General features: G+C 56.8%; 13 protein-coding genes and 1 tRNA gene. 7 read left to right on the top strand and 7 right to left on the bottom strand.

Translation table 11 applies throughout. The features are described from left to right. Positions 1-241: 241 nt before the first annotated feature. Both Pla52o_RS19035 and Pla52o_RS19030 read right to left on the bottom strand, forming a co-directional pair. The gene (locus Pla52o_RS19035) at positions 242-1,219 is read right to left on the bottom strand and encodes a glycosyltransferase family 2 protein (protein ID WP_146596213.1); all 978 of its coding nucleotides are present in this window, start codon (positions 1,217-1,219) and stop codon (positions 242-244) included. 299 nt (positions 1,220-1,518) lie between these two features. After that, positions 1,519-2,700, bottom strand: coding sequence for a lysylphosphatidylglycerol synthase domain-containing protein (locus tag Pla52o_RS19030; protein ID WP_197169361.1), 1,182 nt, complete (start codon positions 2,698-2,700; stop codon positions 1,519-1,521). A gap of 179 nt (positions 2,701-2,879) precedes the next feature. Between Pla52o_RS19030 and Pla52o_RS19025 the strand changes: the two genes are divergently transcribed. The 3 genes from Pla52o_RS19025 (at position 2,880) to Pla52o_RS19015 (ending at position 8,680) form a co-directional block, all read left to right on the top strand. Next, on the top strand, positions 2,880-4,751 hold the full coding sequence (locus Pla52o_RS19025; protein ID WP_231612473.1) for an AI-2E family transporter: 1,872 nt from the start codon (positions 2,880-2,882) through the stop codon (positions 4,749-4,751). Positions 4,752-5,002: 251 nt separating this feature from the next. Beyond that, positions 5,003-6,523 (top strand): carboxypeptidase M32, encoded by a 1,521-nt coding sequence (locus tag Pla52o_RS19020; RefSeq protein ID WP_231612472.1) that lies wholly within the window; start codon positions 5,003-5,005, stop codon positions 6,521-6,523. A gap of 93 nt (positions 6,524-6,616) precedes the next feature. Continuing rightward, positions 6,617-8,680, top strand: coding sequence for a hypothetical protein (locus tag Pla52o_RS19015; RefSeq protein ID WP_146596210.1), 2,064 nt, complete (start codon positions 6,617-6,619; stop codon positions 8,678-8,680). A 130-nt stretch (positions 8,681-8,810) separates the two neighbouring features. On the opposite strand, the gene Pla52o_RS19010 is transcribed toward Pla52o_RS19015, so the two are convergent. Next, positions 8,811-9,719, bottom strand: coding sequence for a DUF1573 domain-containing protein (locus tag Pla52o_RS19010; RefSeq protein ID WP_390620901.1), 909 nt, complete (start codon positions 9,717-9,719; stop codon positions 8,811-8,813). 295 nt (positions 9,720-10,014) lie between these two features. After that, positions 10,015-10,677 carry a Maf family protein gene (locus Pla52o_RS19005; RefSeq protein ID WP_390620896.1) on the bottom strand — a complete coding sequence of 221 codons (663 nt, stop codon included), beginning with the start codon at positions 10,675-10,677 and terminating at the stop codon, positions 10,015-10,017. A 496-nt stretch (positions 10,678-11,173) separates the two neighbouring features. Here Pla52o_RS19005 and Pla52o_RS19000 point away from each other — a divergent pair, with 496 nt between their 5' ends. Continuing rightward, positions 11,174-12,034 carry a hypothetical protein gene (locus Pla52o_RS19000; RefSeq protein ID WP_146596208.1) on the top strand — a complete coding sequence of 287 codons (861 nt, stop codon included), beginning with the start codon at positions 11,174-11,176 and terminating at the stop codon, positions 12,032-12,034. Positions 12,035-12,059: 25 nt separating this feature from the next. Here Pla52o_RS19000 and Pla52o_RS18995 read toward each other — a convergent pair whose 3' ends face one another. Continuing rightward, entirely contained in the window at positions 12,060-13,460 is a 1,401-nt protein-coding gene (locus Pla52o_RS18995) for a peptidylprolyl isomerase (protein ID WP_146596207.1), read from the bottom strand. 196 nt (positions 13,461-13,656) lie between these two features. Beyond that, positions 13,657-14,214, bottom strand: coding sequence for a DJ-1/PfpI family protein (locus Pla52o_RS18990; RefSeq protein WP_146596206.1), 558 nt, complete (start codon positions 14,212-14,214; stop codon positions 13,657-13,659). A 675-nt stretch (positions 14,215-14,889) separates the two neighbouring features. On the opposite strand from Pla52o_RS18990, the gene Pla52o_RS18985 reads away from it, so the two are divergent. Both Pla52o_RS18985 and Pla52o_RS18980 read left to right on the top strand, forming a co-directional pair. Then, positions 14,890-14,963, top strand: a tRNA-Pro gene (locus Pla52o_RS18985). Between the two features lie 174 nt (positions 14,964-15,137). Next, the gene (locus Pla52o_RS18980; protein WP_146596205.1) at positions 15,138-15,899 is read left to right on the top strand and encodes a phosphatase PAP2 family protein; all 762 of its coding nucleotides are present in this window, start codon (positions 15,138-15,140) and stop codon (positions 15,897-15,899) included. Between the two features lie 48 nt (positions 15,900-15,947). Here Pla52o_RS18980 and Pla52o_RS18975 read toward each other — a convergent pair whose 3' ends face one another. Next, on the bottom strand, positions 15,948-17,105 hold the full coding sequence (locus Pla52o_RS18975) for a substrate-binding domain-containing protein (protein WP_146596204.1): 1,158 nt from the start codon (positions 17,103-17,105) through the stop codon (positions 15,948-15,950). Between the two features lie 137 nt (positions 17,106-17,242). Here Pla52o_RS18975 and xylA point away from each other — a divergent pair, with 137 nt between their 5' ends. Beyond that, positions 17,243-18,547: a xylose isomerase gene (xylA, locus tag Pla52o_RS18970; protein WP_146596203.1), complete on the top strand. Its 1,305-nt coding sequence runs from the start codon at positions 17,243-17,245 to the stop codon at positions 18,545-18,547. The last annotated feature ends 10 nt before the right edge of the window (positions 18,548-18,557 follow it).

Genomic DNA, 18,557 nt, shown 5'->3' with positions numbered 1-18,557 from the left:
GATGGGTTCAAGGGAGCGGGGAACGTCGGGGGGTGGTTCGCGGCCAGCCCATGGTTTGGGGCTAGTGCTGCGTCAAACTTTACTTTTGGGGTTAGCCGTTTGGCGTTAGCCACGGTTTTAGCGACAGAACCGTGGCTAACGCCAAAGCGGCTAATAGCTTCAACTCCAAGTCCGAGGCTAGACGAAGCATTAGCCCGTCGTTTGGGGACCACCCGCCCTGGGGCGGGGCGAATGGAGTGAATTAGGGCTTCGTGTGCTGACCCCCAATGCGTTTGGCAACGCAATAAGGCGTGTTGGTATCGCGCGAGAGCGAGACAATTAGCTCGGCCAGCAGACCGGCGAGCAAGAATTGGGCGCCCAACAGCACCGCGACAATGCAGTAATAGAAAATCGCGGTCTCGTGCAAATGCAGGACGTCGATCGACTCGCTCAACCGGCTGAGGACCCACCATGCTGATAAACCGACGATGCCCAAGCCGCCGGTGGTGAAGAACAGCATTCCGGCGGTCCCGATCAAGTGCAGGGGCCGTCCCGAATAGCCGGTCAAAAAGTAGATCGTCATCAAGTCCAAAAAACCTTTGATCAACCGCGACACGCCGTATTTGGAATGGCCAAATTTTCGGGCGTGATGTTCCACTTCGATCTCACCAACTCGCCATCCTTTGGCGGCCGAGAGCACCGGGACAAAGCGATGCAGTTCCCCATAAAGTTTGACTTCGTCAAAGATCTCGCGACGATACGCCTTGAATCCGCAATTGTGATCGTGAAGGTGAACGCCGGTCATCCGGCTGACGAGCCAATTGAAGACGCGGCTAGGGAATACTTTGTGCCAAGGGTCGTGTCGGACGCGTTTCCAACCGCTGACGACATCGCATCCCGAGGCGAGTTGCTCAAGAAACCGTGGGATCTCTTTGGGATCATCTTGGAGATCGGCGTCCATCGTGATCACGATGTCACCGGTGGCGGTTTCAAAGCCAGCGGATAAGGCCGCGGCCTTACCAAAATTGCGCCGCAATTTGATCGCGCAACACGAGGCGTCCTCGGCCGCGATTTGCTCGATCACCTGCCACGAATCGTCGCGAGAACCATCGTCAACATAAATGATTTGTCGATCGATCGATTGCACTTCGCAAACTTCACGGATCGCCGAATGCAACGCGATTAAGGATTCGCTTTCGTCAAATACCGGAATGACAAAGGAGACGCTGGGAGAAGACAACGGAGTTCTCGTTAACGGGAAGGCGGGAGCGGAACGGGGCGAAGCCTAACGGGCGTGGGACGAACGCTAAGCATAATCCAAGCCAAGTCTAGTCGTTGGTTTGTGTGGTTGGAGGGGAAGTAAGAGCACTCTACCTAGTAGGTGGTTTGCTATCCATGGGACTGCGGGGTTGCGAAAACCGGGGCATCGACCGCGAAATTCCCAGCGAATCTTGCTGAAAAGAGCGGTTTTTTACGTGGTGAAGGGGGACTTCTTGCCCCAGTGGGTTGGGGCGGCCGCGGGCGAGTGAGAGTCGCGGTTCAAGCCGGGGGGACCGCTGGAGCCGGGGAAAGGGGCTTGGGAGCAAAACGAGAGTGCAGGTAGCACCACGCCATCATCGCGAGCACGCATTCCACCACGATAAACACCAACCGCGCCAAGATCGCGGCGAGCAACGCATGGGTCGGTCCGGTCACCAATCCAAGGATCGTGGTCAGTACCAATTCACGCACCCCCGCACCGCCGGGTAACAGCGAGGCAAACCCGATGACCATCGCCAGCGAGATCGACGCGGTCGCAATCGCCAACAACCGAGCGGCCGATTCAGGGGGAGCCGAGGTGGGAATTGCGGTCACGATCATTGCGAACGAACCGCCGATCATGATCCATGAAACGATCGACCACGCCCAGCCTTTGGCACAGGCCAACCAAGCATGGCTTCCTAGACTTGATTGACGATCCATCAACCGCGTGGTCACAATCTGAAGCACCGGTGGAAGTGTGGGAATGCTGGCCAGGATGGCACCACCGGCTGCCGCGAGGATCATCCACGGTGGCACCGGCAACGTGGAGATCACGACGCCGGCCACCGTCGCACCGACAGCCATCATCATAAAGGTTTCCAAAAACACCCCGATGGTCGCAGGCATGAGGGGAACCGATGACCGGCCCAGGACTCCGGCGCGCAGCACCACCACCATCGCTTTGCCGGGCACGTACTTGCCGACATGCCCCAGCGTTTGAGATGCGAGGACGAGTGCAAGCGGCGGTTGGTAGCCAAGTACCGATAGCCAAGCTCGTAAAACCATGCCGGAAATCAGCGTTCCCGCTCCATACAGCAGTGCGGCGATGCCGATGGGGATCCAGCCGATGTTTGACCACGTGGGGATGCTGTGACGAAGTGCTTGGCGTTGCTGAGCGAGTAAGGTTCGTTCACCCGCGGTGGGGGCATCCGCGGTGGAGGACGCGGCTAATCGCGAGTCAATCTGCTCGATTTGGGTGACCACACGTTCTCGTTCGCTGTGCCATTGTTGGGCGGCCGAACGCACGGTGAACCCCAATCCCACGATGACGGCGATGGCGATCAACGCCTTGACAATTCGTATGGCGAGTTTGCGTCGGCTGCGTTTGCGGGCATAGGTCGGCGGCATCGTGGGTTCAGGATCCGATGTCGGCGGCATCGCGGTGGGGCGCGGTTGCGACGTTCCGTTGGGCTCAGGCACTGCGATTCTCTCGATAACGATGGATCCGTCTATCCATTGCGAAGGCGATGCTTCACAATCGGACACGATCCGAGTCGGAAACGATCCCCTCAACGCGTCAGGTTGCGACCCATTGGTTGGCAATCGGACTGCGGAAAAAAAACTCCCGCGATTCCTAACCCCAAGGCCGAGTAGGCGCGATGACAAAACGTCGTACAAAAAACAGCACTTCACCGTCCCCGCAAACCGCTTCCTCCTCCACCGCTTCTTCGGCGCGAGCCGAACCGGCGGGGGAGCCGAGCGAATCGAGCGGGACCGATTCGTCATCGACTGCGCCGCGCACGACGGCGACGCCCAAAGCACTGCTGGAGCGGCTGCCATCGCTGTCGCGGATTTTATCGGTGCTGATGCTGTTGCTCGGTATATTCGCGGTCGGAGCGCTGTTCTACAAGGTGATGGCGGGGTTCTTTGTCCCGTTATTCCTGGCTGCCCTGTTAGTGGTGATCTTTCGTCCGGTCCACGATTGGATTTATCGCCAAAGCGGTGGTAAACCCCGTCTGGCCGCTGCCTCGACGACCTTGATGATCTTGATGATGGTGTTGCTGCCGATCACGGTGGTGTTATCGGTCGCGACCAGTCAATTCACGGCGATGGTCAGCCAGATGAACTTCAATGATTTGACCGCAGCGCTCGATCGTGCTCGCGATCAATTTGGCATTTCATTACCGCATGCGGAAAAATTCCGTCGTCTGGACGAACTCACCGACTCGTTGGACGAATCGAACCTTTCCCGGGATCGCCTTGGTGCACTCAATCCGGAGACACCGATGGCAGTGTTTTTACAGGAGTGGTCGGACATCGTAGAACCGTCTGAGAATCGTGAGGAAATATTACAGAATATTGCCGAGGCGAAGGCATTAGTCGGGCATTTACAGGCAGAGGTGGACGGGCCGGTGACCGCCGCGGCCGCCGCGGATATCGCGATCGCGCGACTGGACGAACTCGAAAATTCGCTGCAGCGAGAAGCTGGCCAAGACGGTGCACCACCCCGCCTGGCTGACGCTTCGGCGGTGGCCACCGCCGATTCGCGTGCCGCAATGCCAAAATCGCTTGCCGCAATGGACCACGCGGAAACGGATGACCCCGCAAGCGACTCCATTAACGACTCCGCCGCCGAGCCCACTAACGACCCCGCCGAGCCGTCTGGGGTGCTGGAACCGGGGGCCACGTCGCTGGAGCGATTGAACGTGGAGGAACAATTTCATCGGCAAAGTGTGATCGCCTCCGCTGCGATTCGCTCGTGGATGCAAACCTTATTGGGCGGCACGTTGAGAAGCCAGGTGCGTTTGATCGCTAACCCCAGCGCCGAGGATTTCAAGAGTTTGTTGAGTCGAGGACGCGAGTCGTTGCAGCCACGATTTGTCAGTTTGACCAGTGCGACGGGGAATTATTTGGGCAAAATTGTCGTGGGCTTGTTGGTCCTGGTGATCGCGGTCTACTTCTTTCTGATCGATGGCGCGGCGATGATCGGCACGTTGATGCGGCTGAGCCCGCTGGATGACCATTACGAGCGACGATTGTTGTTGGAATTTGATCGCACCAGTCGCGCCGTGGTGTTGGCCAGTGTGCTCAGCGCGATCGTGCAAGGGATCCTCGGTGGACTCGGCTATTACGTGCTTGGTTTTGAGTCGGTCGTGTTGTTGTTCTTGGCAACGACGTTGATGTCGCTTGTGCCGTTTTTGGGCGCCGCATCGGTGTGGGTACCCTGTGTGGTTTGGTTAGGGATGGTCGAACAGCGATGGACCGCCGCGATTGTGCTGGCGCTCTACGGTGCCTTGGTGATTTCATCGATCGACAATGTGATCAAGGTTTATGTGCTGCATGGGCGATCGCAATTGCATCCGCTGTTCGCCTTATTGAGCGTGCTCGGTGGGGTGAAGGTGTTTGGTCCGATCGGAATTTTGGTCGGGCCGATGGTGGTCGTGTTCTTGCAAACCCTGCTGGAAATCCTGAATCACGAACTTGACGAAACCAGCACCGCGACGGCGATGACCGACACGGCGGGGGACTAAGCAGGTAGGCAGGAATCCTTGGGTGAAATCCCATTAGCCGCTTGGGCGTTAGCTCCGGTTGAACGAGGGAACCGTGGCTAACGCCAAAACGGCTAATATGCCGAAAGACTCCTGCCTACTTGATTAACGCTTAGCGGACGATGGCGTTTGAATCATGGTGAAGTCGCCGTGGGGAGCGTGATTGCGTCTCCTCGCTGCGGAACCTTTGCCGCTTATTTAGAAACTCGTTACCACCGGAGCCTTGGATGACAATGAATCAGGAACAATTTGAGTTCGTATGCGAGCATGCCCGCGGCGCGATGCTGTTGCAAACGATTGCGGATACGTTGGAGTGGGATGAACGCACCGGGATGCCAATCGCAGGCGGGGATTATCGTGCCACTCAGGTCAGCACGTTGCGGGGCATGGTGCATCATCGACGCACCGATGCAAAGTATGGCGAGACGCTGCAATCGCTTTCTGAGAATCTTGTGCACGAAGATCCCGCAGGGGACGTCGCCGCGACGGTGCGTGGGTTGTTGCGGGATTGGAAACGCAACCATCGGCTGCCCCAAGACTTGGTCGAGCGAACGTCGCGTGCCACCGTCAAAGGGCAACAGCGTTGGGATGCGGCTCGCCGCGCCGACGATTTTGGCATGTTTCAAGAGACGCTAGCGGAGATCCTTGATTTAAAACGCGAAGCGGGCCAGCGGATTGCTGAGGGAACCGATCGATCCGCCTACGAGGCGCTGTTGGATGAATACGAACCTGATGCACGAGTCGAGCCATTGAATCAAGTCTTTCGAGACTTGCGTGTGCCCTTGGTCGAATTGATCGAGTCGATTCGCGAAGCGCCGCGCCAGCCGAATCGAAGTCTATTGGAGCGTGATTTTCCGATTGCCGCACAACGCGATTTAAGCCGCTTCGTTGCCGAACGCGTTGGCTTCGATTTCCAAGCCGGGCGACTTGATGAGACGTCGCATCCGTTCTGTACCACGTTGGGGCCGAGAGATTGCCGCATTCTGACTCGCTATGATGCAAACTGGCTTCCCGCCGGGCTGTTGGGCACGTTGCACGAGGCGGGCCACGGGATGTATGAACAGGGGCTGCGAGCGGAATGGTTCGGGTTGCCACCCGGATCGTACTGTTCGCTGGGGATTCATGAATCGCAATCGCGATTGTGGGAAAACCAAGTGGGCCGGAGTCGGCCGTTTTGGCAATGGTTGTTCGAGCGCGCACGAAGCAACTTTTCGCCGGCGCTCGATGAGGTTTCGCTCGATGAATTGCATTTTGCGATCAACCAAATTCAACCCTCGTTGATTCGCGTCGAAGCGGATGAAGCGACCTATAACTTGCACATCATCATTCGCTTCGATCTTGAACAACAATTGATCGCCGGGACGTTGTCGGTGAAGGACCTTCCTGAGGCGTGGGACGCTCGCTACCGAAGTGACCTGGGGGTTTGTGCACCTTCGGCCGCCGATGGAGTGTTGCAAGATGTTCATTGGAGCGCGGGATTGATCGGTTATTTCCCGACCTACACGTTGGGGAATTTGGCCAGCGCTCAATTGTTTGATGCCGCGGAAGCGGAATTGGGCGGCTTCGAGGAGATGTTCTCACGCGGTGAGTTTGCACCGCTGTTGGAATGGTTGCGAGAGCGGATTCATCACCGTGGACAATGTGAGTCGGGGAATGACTTGGTTGAGAAAGCCACCGGCAAACCCCTCTCCGCCGACAGTCTAATGGGTTACCTAAGCGGAAAGCTGCGGAAGCTGTATCGGATCGCTGGCTGAATTATTGAGTAAAGCAAGGCCGTTTGCCCCCTGCTTTTCAGTTTGCGGCGAGGTACAATCAGGCGGTTTCTTACGTAAAGTCGAGGTTATTAGATGTTAACGTGCCATTGCCCTCGCTGCGGCGAAGTGCTCGGTTTGCCTGCGGCGGCGGTGCCTGCCGATGCGACCGCTCAATGTCCGTGGTGTGGCGAACTGTATCCGGCCAGCGAGATTATCGATAAGTTGCCGCCAATGGTGGCACTGATCTCTGCGGACGGTCAGCCGCTGTTTCTCGAAGCTGCCCAAGGCGTTGCCAACGCTGCGCTGGCGACTGCCGCTACCGGCGCTTCGGCCACGATGACGGATTCGTGGGATGACAACACCGAGTTAACGATTGAATCCGATGGCCACCCTGGCTTTGATGGCGATGAGTTTGCCGATGCCGAGCAGGCTGAGTCGGAACGGGCCAACGCGGGGCAAGGGGGAGCCGAAATGATGGACTTCCTCTCGGATCACGATGCCGAAACAGGGTCAGCGGAAACGGGGGCAGCCAGTGATTTCGGCGATCACGATGATGAATCCAACGGTTGGGGGACCTCTGGCCTTGATGCCGCGTCGGCGGGGGAGGGATCGCGAGACGCGGCCCCCTTGATGCCGATGAAAGTTCGCTCGGTACCGGCGTCGAATCTGAGACGAAAAAAATCATCGCCGATCAAAACATTGATCGGCGTCGCGATGGGACCGCTTGTAGCACTACCGCTTGCCGGCGGAATTTTGCTTTGGCTGGGTAAGGCTCCCGATTTAGGGTTCTGGCCGTTTGATGGCTCCTTCAATAAAGGATCCTCGTCGCGCGTTAGCGCCGCCCCAGGCTACGCGCAAAACGATCCCATCGATCCCATGAGTGATGCGAGCGAGACTCAGACGTTAGGCACGTTCGGTTCGCCCATGGTGGTACCGGAGCTCGAATCGTCGGACGAACTCGATCGCGCGAACGCCGCGCTAGCGAACCTCGGCGCAGAGACAAACGCAGCGACCAGCGATGGGCCAAGCGAAGGGCCAAGCGAAGGGCCAAGCGAAGGGATTGGTCTGCCCTCGCTGGGGACCTCTTTGAAACCGAGTTCCGAAGCATCCAACGTTGACTTGGACATGAACGAGGAGGTCGCGTATCCAACCGATCCTGTGGCTGACGCCGTGGAAACGCCGATGGATACGACCCCAGCCAAGAGTGGCTCAGAGCAGGACCCCGTGAATGAGATTGCGGCGGACTTGGTTCCGATGCCCGCCCCAGAGACGATGCCCATCGCCGAGGTGCCCGCTCTAGAAACGCCTGTGCCTGAGACGCCTGTGCCTGAGACGCCTGTGCCTGAGACGCCTGTGGCTAAGACGCCCACTGCTGAGCTGGATCCGGCGTCGGCCGAACCCGTCGAGATTGCCAAGTCAATGGAAGTGAGCGAGTCGAGCGAGGCTGCCAATTCCGATGCAGCGCTGAGCCTTGACGCGAATTCAACCCCCGAAGCGACCAAAGCGGAGGCTGACGAAGCGATGGCGGTCGCTGAGCCGGTAGCAACTGAACCTGTGACAACTGAGCCCGCTGCATCTGTCGAGCCCGCTGCATCCGTTGAGACCGCCAAATCGGCGGAGCCCGCTAAGGCGGACGAGCCTGGGGAAGCTACCATCGCGGAGTCGAGCGAGAAGGCGGTAAAGTCGGCTGAGACGCGCTCGGCTGTCGACTCAGCCGTGGCGAAGGCGGAGGGTGCGTTGGCGAGCTTGGTGGCATTTGAAGGGGAGGAGTCCGAACGCCGCCGTTTACTCGCCAAATCTTATGCCATTATTTCCGCGGTGGTCACCGAGACGGGAGCGGGGGACAGCCCGGCGGTACAACAATTTGTCAGCGAACTCTCGCAATCGCCGCAGGTGAAAGACCTAGGCGATGCCACCGCGCTGTGGTTGGACTATGCCAAGCGTCCCACCGATGGGGTTTTGATCGTCGGGAAACCGGGATCGAACGCGGCGGGCAACGTGGTTCATATTTCCACGTCCTCGTCCGCAGGAAGGGACGTCGTTGTGACCGGCGCTTCGCTTCCCGATGCAGAGAAAGTCATCGGATTGGGCCGGATTGTCCCGTCGGATGATGGCCCCAGCGTGGAGCTGATCGTCGTCGAAAGCATGAATCCGTAAACCGGATGAGTGTTCTCTCTAGCGGCAAAATCAATTGCCGCTAGAGCAGCGTGCAAGGTTCGTGGGCTCAGGCAGTTTTTGACGCTCCCCTACGTCGAGCGTCAAGCTTCGTCGCAGTCCCCCCCCCGCATTACTTGCCGTTGGATAGCGATCCCGTCACGATGCACGAGGCCGATTTGTCGCCTGCCAGATCGGTCACGATGCGAATCTTCTGAGCGATGCTGCCCTCGGTGCCATCCCCTTTGAATCGCACTTTAATGAAGTGCACTTTCTTGCTGCCGACGGGGATCTCAAACTCAAAGCGGTCGTCGCTACAAAGCACGTCTTTGACTTCGAACGGTTCATCCCCTTTCACGATCAATCGTTTTTCGATCACCGCGTCGGGTGCGTTTGATCCGAGGTTGACGGCGGCGGGCGAGACACTAATCGCAGCACGAACACGCCCTGAAATGGACATCTCCGTCGTGGGGAATGCGCGATCGTTACTGATCAAGGTGAGACGCTCGTGGATCTCGCCTTCATCCATCGAATCCTTCATTTTGACTCGCATGCGATAGCGAACGACTCCGGGAGCGAGTTCGGCGGGTTGCAATCGCACCTGCAAACTTTCGCAATGGCTTCGCACGTCCGTGATCCGCCAATTCGAGTTACCGCTGTGAGTGATCACGACTTCACGCTCTTGAGGGTCGCCGGCGGCAAATTCGCCAAACGCTACTTCAGGAGGATCGAAGGTGATGTCGGTACGGATGAATCCGCTGACTTTCAGCTGGGTTTCCGCATAGAAGGGTTTGTCAAAGACCACTGTAATGGTCGCGGACTTCTGGCCCACAAACGAACTGGTGTTGAAGGTCGCCACCACGGCTCCGGTTTCGTGCGTCTTGAGCGTCTCCTTGGTCAGCGTAGGAGTGGTGCATCCGCAACTTGAGCGAACCGCCGCGATATGGACATCTTCTTCGTACTTGTTGGTGAGCTCAAAATGGAATTCGCTCTTCGTCCCGCGACCCACGGTGCGAAAGTCATGGGTTTTCACCTCAAACATCTTGTCGGCCCAATCCTGAGCGGGGGCCGCCGAAGCTGAGAAAACAGAAAACAGAACGATACTGGCTAGCAAAACTGAACAACGCACCATGACATCCAGGCCATTCAAGAGTGGAAACACGGGAAGGACGACGAAACATGTCGGCGCTAAAGGTGAGAGATGTCCGTGGGCATCCGGACCAAGCCGACTAGCGTCACCGATTACCGTAGGCACACGATCGGAACGACGCCAATGACTTTATCGGGACAAACCCGCCCCGAAACCTTAGCGAGATTGATTAGATCGACAAAGAAGGTCAATCTTTCTCAGTCGTTATTGCGGTTGCTAGCAAGTCAAAGTCGCGGAATATTTCGGCAAGTCGTTCCATCGGCAGCCCAACGACATTGGTTTCGCTGCCCCCGCCGATGATCTCGAGCCAGTCGTTACCGTCCTGGAATCCGAACGCTCCCGCTTTGCCTTCCCACATCATTGAATCGAGATAGTGTGCTAGCATTTCCTCGCTCAGCGTCTTCATCTGCAACTCGGTGCGTACCACTTCGACGTAGCATCGATTTTGGCTAACCGACCAGACGCAAACCCCGGAGTAGACATCGTGGCGACGGCCGCTGAGTTGCCGCAGCATCACTTCGGCGTGCTCAATGTCATGAGGTTTTCCTAAGATTTGCCCGTAACAGGAGGCGACGGTGTCGGCCGCGAGGACCAGTCCGCGGTCGTTCTTTGCGGCCACATCGGCCGCTTTTCGGTAGGCGTAGCGGGCGACCAATTCAGGAGCGGTTTCACGACTGCACATCCCGCATTCCGCTTCATCGCTGGCCGGTTGCACCGTGAACGCGTACCCGGCGGCGGTCAATAATTGGCTGCGCCTCGGCGAGCCACTCGCTAATATCAACGATTCTTCGGTCGGCAAGTCCGCACAGGGGAGACCTCGCATCAGCGGCAGATTGTCAGAAAATTTCATCCGTTTTGCTGCTTTTCCTTATGGAGAGTTAGCGGAAGAATGAGGCATGGTAACGTTTTAAGCGTGCTTGGCAAACTTGGGAAGCAATCGGGGAAGTCGCCACCGTCGCGAATCGCTTGAGCGTTGGCAAATCGCTGGCAATGCCTGATTCATGGTTGGCCGCAACTCAACGGTCGGGTATTGGATGAGGCTGCCTCGCTGTGATTCACGCATCGCGACAAAGCTCGCTTGGCGGGGGGGCGGATAGTTTCTCTTGACGGTTCAAACCGTCCCGTTGTAGTGTCCCCGTTGTTGTAGTGTGCTAAGCAGATAAGCAGGCGTCTTTCGGTAGATTAGCCGTTTTGGCGTTAACCACGGTTCCCACGTTCAACCGGGGCTAACACCCAAGCGGCTGATGGGATTTCTGCCATTCATTCCTGACTAACTGCTTAGCGGAATGTACAGACAACGACGCGCTGGGATTGTAGAAGGACAGGAAGTCTCAAGTTTGAAAACGATGGACCGCAGACAGTTTTGCTCGCTGATGTTCGCCAGTTCGCTTGCGTCATCGGTTGCGGGCTGCGCGACATGGATGGATCGCTCCAGCGGCGAATTGCTTCGTCATCAAGCTGGAAAGACGCTGGCCCCAGCGAACCAAAGTCCCCAATCCATCATCTTGTCGGTGGAGTTTCATTCGATTCAAAGCTCGTCGAGCGATCGTGTTGCATCGATGTGGCAATGGGTCGATGAAATGGTGCTCACGCCCTCGCGGCGGGCCGACTTAGCCGCCAACGGGCTAAGGGTTGGCAAGGTGATCCGGCCCGATCAATTTAAGCAGCGTCTCAGCGAGATGGCAGGCCCCCGTGACGTGGTGGATGTTTTTCTTGGCGAAGCGGATGTCGCCAGCGAGGTGGCTGCGGGATCGCGACGCATTCCCATGCGGTTAGCGAAACGCTACGAATTGCCGCTTCGTCAACCACGCAGCGGATCTCATGTAACGATGTTGCGCAACAAGGGGCAAACGATCGGGAAAACCTTGCAGGACCCACAGTACCTGCTGGCCATCACGCCTAGCAAATCGAAAACCGCGTCGCAGATTCATCTGCAATGTCGACCTGAAATTCAACACGGATCGATGCGTCAAAAATGGATTAGCAGCGATTCCGCCATGCGAATCGACACGCGGCGTGACGCGTGGTCCTTGGATTGGTTGGACATTGAATTCGCCGGTGGCAAGGACGATCTGTTTGTGGTCTCGGCCAGCGATCCTGCGTTCGGTTTGGGCAAAGAGATGCTCTCGGGCGTTTCGGCGGATAACGTCCAAGAGCAAGTGGTGGTGTTGATCAAAATTGACCGGTTGCCTGAAGCCAAGCTGTGAGCGTGTTGTCTCGTTGCGGCAAATTCTATTTCCGGTAAACCGGCTCGGGTAATTCATCCGGTCGACGAATCACTTCGGCTGCAATCACACGATCGGGCGGGAAGACGACTTCGCCTTGCTTCTTTTCTTTACTGGGATCGACGCGTCGGAGCTCGGTTAGGAATTCCATTCCCTCGATCACTCGACCGAATACGGTTTGCACTTTGCTGACCCCAGGCAGTGGGGTGAAGAAGATTGCAAATTGGCTACTGGCGCTGTTTTCGACGAAATCACCGCTATCGTTTTTGGGTAGTTTCGCCATCGCAAGCGAGCCGCGAAATGCGTTTCGGGCTCCGTCACGCTGATGTTCGTCGATCAGGTATTGTCCGGTGTTGCCTCCACCGCTTCCCGATTCGTCGCCGGTCAACGCCAGCAAGTTGTCGACCACTTGATAGAAGTCGAGTCCGTCGTAGTAGCCTTCTTCGGTCAACTTGATGAAGTGGGAAACCGTCGATGGGGCTTCCTCCAAGAACAGCTCGATGATGATGTCGCCCCGAGTTGTTTTCATTTTGATTCGAGGGAGGTCTTTCTTTGCATCCTGCTCACGAAGCTGTTGCTCGACTAACCATTGCTGCTGAATTTCTTCCAATTGGTAGGACAGACGCTTGTCCAGGTCATCGAAGTCTTCTGGCTTTAAATACGCATAAATCCTTTTCGCCGTTTCAAATTCGCCTGAGCATATCGACGCCCGAGCGGCAGAGTGAAACAAGAACCTCGAATTGAAGCCTAGGTCGATCAGCAACGCGCTCGCGGTCATTGTCGATGGCGAATAATCGGACGTTTTGTATCGATGTTCGAGCATCGTCAAAAGGTACTGAATGGGCTCTTCATCGGGCGCCAGAAGCAGGTATTCGTAAGCGGTATCGAAGACTTCATCTAAGATCACTCGAGTCTTGCTTCTCGATTCACGAAAACGTTCGAACGCCTCCGGCGATTGGTCCTCGCCGTTCATATACAGCGTATGAATGACTCGCATCTCCGTCGTCGCTTCGACTAATTTTTGTTTAGCGGCGTCGTATTTCGCTTTTGCCTGCTTGGCTTCCTCGTTCAATTCATACGGTTTGCCGTCCGCAGCGATAATGAAGGGAGTCGCCTTGCTCAAAGGGTTGGACTCACCAAAGGGGTTGGAGCCCTCGATCGCGTGAGGGTTCTTCGGGGTTGGCATCTCGGGGGCTGGCGTCTCGGATTCGGGATTCGCGTTTTTAGGCGTTGCTGTTTCAGGCGTTGCTGTTTCAGGCGTTGCTGTTTCGTCATCCTGAGCTGGGGACGCATCCTCCGCTGGGGAAGCTTCTTGGGTGACCGCCGCTGCGATTCGCATGTCGGGGAATGAAAATCCCACCATCAAAACCAAGGTCGACATGGTTAATAGGAACACGCGATGAATCATCAAAACAACTCGAATGGGTCGAAAACAAACGGAGAATCTCCTGCACGAGTAGCTACGCAGCCCGCGCAGGATTGGATCGCTAAAAAGAGTAACGATTTGAAGGCGTGGTTTCCTTGCCCGCCACGCGTTTTACCGCTGCGTCGCAATCATTCGAACTTGCCGAGGTTGCCTTCGATTTAGCCGAAGTTAGCCGAGCTTAATCGTTCTGGGCTTCGAGCAATTTGATCCACGGGCCGATGTAGTAGCCATTGTCGTGGAAGGTGCGTCCGCTGACCAAATTACCATCGATCACACAAGGCTCATCAACAAAAATGCCGCCGCACACCTCCAAGTCAAAACGACACTTCGCCACGGTCGCCATCCGTCGGCCTTCGAGACAACCGGCGTAAGCTGGGATTTCGACGCCGTGACAAACGCTTGCAATCGGTTTGTCGGTTTCAAAGAAATGACGGGTGATGCGAACGAGGTTTTCGTCGTAGCGGATGTACTCGGGAGCTCTTCCCCCGGAAAACATGATTCCGGCATAGTCCGCTTCGTTGACCTCCGAAAAGGGAACCTTGCACTCGATCGTATAGCCTTCCCATTCCTTGGTGATCGTCCAGCCTGGTTTTACCTCGTGCATCACCATTTGGTAGGGACGTTTTTCGGGAGCGGTGACAACCGGCTCAAACCCGGCTTCTTGCAGCCGGTAATATGGGTACATCGTGTCGAGCGTTTCACTTGCATCACCGATGACCACTAGAACCTTTTTCATCCGTCAAAACCTTTTCATCAAAGAGTATGAGCTTCACAGGTTGTCGAGGAACTCGCTGCCGCGAGACACGCTAAAACATAACAGGCCGGAATTGGCATGCCATCCACTCTTCAAAAATGATGGCGTTAGGCTACGGCGCAAGCGGGCCCGTATGAAGCAGGTCGAACGCGGCGATTCAGATCGTCGGTCCGTCCCTACGCTCGCCCTAACCGCTAAAATCATTCATAGGATAACGTTTTTTTTCAGGGGGGGGATCGTTCAGCCGCTGGCACTCTGTGTCCCGACGTGGGGGGCCGAGGCGGTCGGGGAGAAACGCTGTCGCTCTCGATTTCAGACTTATTGTCGTTTTCAATTCGTGGGCGGCTATTACCTTGAAAACGAACTGAATTTACGGCGGTTCGCTGGTCTTCCCTGTTCGCGGCATGTCAGGGTGAGCAGGTTGAACGAGCGCATTTTCGGACCGGGCACGAGCGTCTTTTTGCGACGATTGGGAGACCTCCGCTTCGACCGCACCATGGGCGTCTTGGAAAATCTCTGAAAATTTATATCTAAGTGGGGTTGCAGAAACGCAATAAAAACACGACAACGTTCGAACCTTCAGGAAACGGACCGCGTCCGATATTCCACGGAGGTGTCCGGCGGTAAGACGAGTTGTTTTTACTCTTTTTGCCTCACCGGGGCGTAGCTCAGCCTGGCAGAGCGCCTGGTTTGGGACCAGGAGGTCGCATGTTCGAATCATGTCGCCCCGATCAATCAAAAGCCCGTATTTTGCTAATGCAAAATGCGGGCTTTTTTTATGCGCCGCGATCGTCCCGTCGAGCGATGGCGAAGGCGATGGCCGTGGACGCTCGGGGCTTGTTTTTTAGCGTGCCCGTTTTGAAGACGCCGAATTTTGGCACGAGGCGTGCTCAACATATTGCTCCATGTTCCAATTCAACGATCTACCCTTTCGGCGGCGGTTGCTCCAGCTGATCCGCTTCTTTCGCGGGCGTGAACCCATCGTCTTGTTGGGGGTGTTAGTTGTGGTGCTGGGGATATGGGGATTCATTGAGTTGGCGGACGAGGTGTTCGAGGGCGACACCGGAGCGTTTGACCGCGGAGCCATTCTCTGGCTGAGGGCGGACGATGATTTGTCTCGCCCGATTGGTCCAGCCTGGATGGCGGAGGTGGGCCGCGACCTAACGGCGCTCGGTGGCGTCGCGGTGATTCTGCTCGCGATTGCCTCGGCGGCTGGTTTTTTGGCGCTCAACCGAGCGTACCGCACCATGGCGGTGTTGTTGGTTTCGACGAGCACCGGGATCGGAGCCAGTTTGTTGATGAAGCAATGGTTTGCCCGTCCGCGTCCTGATTTCGTTCCCCATCTGTCCCAGGTCTATACGAGCAGCTTTCCCAGCGGCCATGCGATGATGTCGGCGGTCGTGTATTTGACGCTCGCCGCGTTGGTGGCTCCTGTGCTGCGGCATTTTTGGTTGCGTTTTTATGTGATCGCGGTGGCGGTGGTCGTGACGGGATTGATCGGCTTCAGTCGCGTTTATATGGGTGTGCATTACCCAACAGATGTGTTGGCCGGTTGGGCGGCCGGTTTGGTTTGGGCGTTACTGTGCTGGTTGATCTCGCGAGCACTCTTGCCCCGCTCCCCACCGTCCGAGCCCAATTCGCGTTCGACTTCGGTCCCGAGCGAGTAATCAAGCAGCGCCCCGAACTGCTTCGCCACGTTTGGATTCGCAAAGCGATCACGGAGACATCGCTGCAGCGTAAAATTTCCGGTAGTGCGTAGGGGGCTCTCCGATCAGTCGTTTGAAGACGACCGCCATCCGCTCGGGATCATTGAAGCCGCATAGTTGTGAAATGAGCGCCACGGAGTGATTCGTTTCAACCAGTAATCGCTTCGCTTGGGTGACTCGCAATTGGCAAAGCATTTCCCAGGGCGTGCAGCGGTAATGCTCCTTGAACTTCCTCTCCACCGTCCGCCGAGCCACGTTCAATTCGTCGCACATTGTGCCCACGTTGATTGGATCCTGAAGTCGTTCGGATAGAAAGGACATGGCGCGGCGGAGCAGTGGATCGTCCACTGCGAAATGATTCGCCGAGTGTCGCAACACCACGCCGCTGGGCGGAATCAATCGCGGTTTCGAGCAGTCCAGTTGCTCCCCTGAGACGAATCGTTGCATCGCCTCGCCCACGGTCGCGCCGAGAGTCCCCCAGGGGATCGCGACACTGGAAAGCATTGGATAGGTCAAACCACAGACGAGTTCGTCATTGTTGGCCCCAATCACGGCCACTTCTTCGGGCACCTGCAGCCCCAATTGATGACAAACGCCACACAGAAAGCGGCCCAACGGATCGTGAACCGCAAAGATCGCGACCGGTTTGGGCAACTGCGCTAACCAACGCTCAAACGCGGCGCTCGGCCGGACAAACGACTCGCCGTATTGCGCCCGCTCAAAACCCGTCTCGGTGTGAATCGCAAACGCTGCCTGGTTCGTTAACGCCGCTTGAAATCCTTCGATCCGCTGGTCCGAATAAGGCATTCCGTTGCCGAGACAGGCAAAGCTGCGGTAGCCCGAACGCAGGAACGTTTGCGCCGCTTCACGCCCCACCGCCCAATCATCCACATCCACGCTGAGCACACCTGGATAACCGTAATCCGTATCGACAATCACGGTCGGGATGCCCCGGTTCAACGTCAAGATCGCCTCGGTGGTTTGCGGTAACCATTCTGTGATCAGCCCGTTTGGTTGCAGTTCGCCGAGCAGTCGCTCGAGCTCCTCGAGCGGACGGTGGATGCTCAAGATCCGGTAATCTTGCTGGCGATGGACAAACGGCGTTAGCGAGGGGATCAGCCGGCGCAGAAAGACCTCGGACATCACGATCGCAACTTGATGATTCATCACCCTACTATGGGAGTTGGCGTGACGCAAATCAACAGACCGTCGTCGCAATATGCGGTTTTCGCTGCCTTGCGATGGGCTAAAATCAAGGGTTAGCCCCCTTCATTCCCCCCCTCCTTAAGAAACTGGCAGATTTCATGTCTTATTTCGACTGCGACAAGATCCAATTTGAAGGGCCCACCTCCAAGAACGCCCTGGCTTTCAAGCACTACAATCCCGACGAAATGATCGACGGCAAGTCGATGAAAGAACACCTGCGTTTCGCGGCTGCCTATTGGCATGTGATGCGGAACGATCTCTCGGATCCCTTTGGTGCGGGCACCGCGCGGACGCCATGGGATGATGGTTCGAGTTCGGTGGAGAACGCACTGCAGCGAGTTGACGTCTTTTTTGAATTCCTCGAGAAAACAGGCATTGAATACTATTGCTGGCACGATCGCGATATTGCCCCGGAGCTTAATGATCTGTCCGCCTCCAACGCGGCGCTCGATCGCGTGGTCGCGAAGCTGAAGCAGAAGCAGGCGGAGACGGGCGTCAAACTGCTCTGGGGCACCGCCTGTTTGTTCTCGCATCCTCGCTACGCTCACGGGGCTGCGACTTCGCCCGATGCATCGGTTTATGCATACGCGGGGGCTCAGGTGAAGAAGGCCATGGAAGCGACCAAGGAGCTCGATGGGCTGGGGTATACGTTTTGGGGTGGCCGCGAGGGGTACGCCACCTTGTTGAACACGAATATGAAACGTGAACTTGATCACCTCGCAGCGTTTCTGCACATGGCGGTGGAGCACGCGAAGCAGATCGGGTTTGAGGGGCCCTTTTACATCGAGCCCAAGCCCCGTGAACCGTCCACGCATCAATACGACAGTGATGCCGCCGCCTGCCTAAATTTCCTTCGCGAATATGGCTTGATGGATCATTTCAAGCTGAACATCGAGACCAATCATGCCACGCTCGCCGGTCATACGATGGAGCACGAATTGACCGTCAGCGCGAATGCCGGGATGCTGGGCAGCATCGATGCCAACCGCGGGGACACGTTGATTGGATGGGATACCGATCAATTTCCAACCGATATTTATCTCACCACTCAAGTCATGTTAGTGATGTTGAATACGGGCGGTTTTAGCACGGGCGGATTGAACTTTGACGCCAAGCGTCGGCGTGAGTCTCACGAACCGATCGATTTGATCCACGCCCACATCGGTGGGATGGATGCATTCGCTCGCGGTTTGAAGATTGCGGCGGCGATCCGCGCCGATGGTCGCCTCGCTTCGTTCGTTCAAGAGCGTTACGCCAGTTTCGATCGGGGGCTCGGGGCCAAGGTCGAGGCGGGGCAATGTTCGTTCGCTGATTTGGAGACCTACGCGCTCGCCAACGGCGAACCGACGCTCGCCAGTGGTCGCCAAGAGATGCTGGAAAACCTGATCAACGAGTTTCTCTAGGGCGTTCCCG

The organism is Novipirellula galeiformis (assembly GCF_007860095.1).
GTDB lineage: Bacteria > Planctomycetota > Planctomycetia > Pirellulales > Pirellulaceae > Novipirellula > Novipirellula galeiformis.
The sequence above is the reverse complement of the archived record's forward strand: the minus strand, read 5'-3'. Positions and strand labels throughout refer to the sequence as shown.

Excerpts from the sequence above, each read along its gene's own strand:
- Pla52o_RS19015 (WP_146596210.1), top strand. The coding sequence starts at position 6,617 with ATGTTAACGTGCCATTGCCCTCGCTGCGGCGAAGTGCTCGGTTTGCCT.
- Pla52o_RS19000 (WP_146596208.1), top strand. The coding sequence starts at position 11,174 with ATGGACCGCAGACAGTTTTGCTCGCTGATGTTCGCCAGTTCGCTTGCG.
- Pla52o_RS18995 (WP_146596207.1), bottom strand. The coding sequence starts at position 13,460 with ATGATTCATCGCGTGTTCCTATTAACCATGTCGACCTTGGTTTTGATG.
- Pla52o_RS18980 (WP_146596205.1), top strand. The coding sequence starts at position 15,138 with ATGTTCCAATTCAACGATCTACCCTTTCGGCGGCGGTTGCTCCAGCTG.
- Pla52o_RS19025 (WP_231612473.1), top strand. The coding sequence starts at position 2,880 with ATGACAAAACGTCGTACAAAAAACAGCACTTCACCGTCCCCGCAAACC.
- Pla52o_RS19005 (WP_390620896.1), bottom strand. The coding sequence starts at position 10,677 with ATGAAATTTTCTGACAATCTGCCGCTGATGCGAGGTCTCCCCTGTGCG.
- Pla52o_RS19020 (WP_231612472.1), top strand. The coding sequence starts at position 5,003 with ATGAATCAGGAACAATTTGAGTTCGTATGCGAGCATGCCCGCGGCGCG.
- Pla52o_RS18990 (WP_146596206.1), bottom strand. The coding sequence starts at position 14,214 with ATGAAAAAGGTTCTAGTGGTCATCGGTGATGCAAGTGAAACGCTCGAC.
- xylA (WP_146596203.1), top strand. The coding sequence starts at position 17,243 with ATGTCTTATTTCGACTGCGACAAGATCCAATTTGAAGGGCCCACCTCC.
- Pla52o_RS18975 (WP_146596204.1), bottom strand. The coding sequence starts at position 17,105 with ATGAATCATCAAGTTGCGATCGTGATGTCCGAGGTCTTTCTGCGCCGG.
- Pla52o_RS19010 (WP_390620901.1), bottom strand. The coding sequence starts at position 9,719 with ATGTTTGAGGTGAAAACCCATGACTTTCGCACCGTGGGTCGCGGGACG.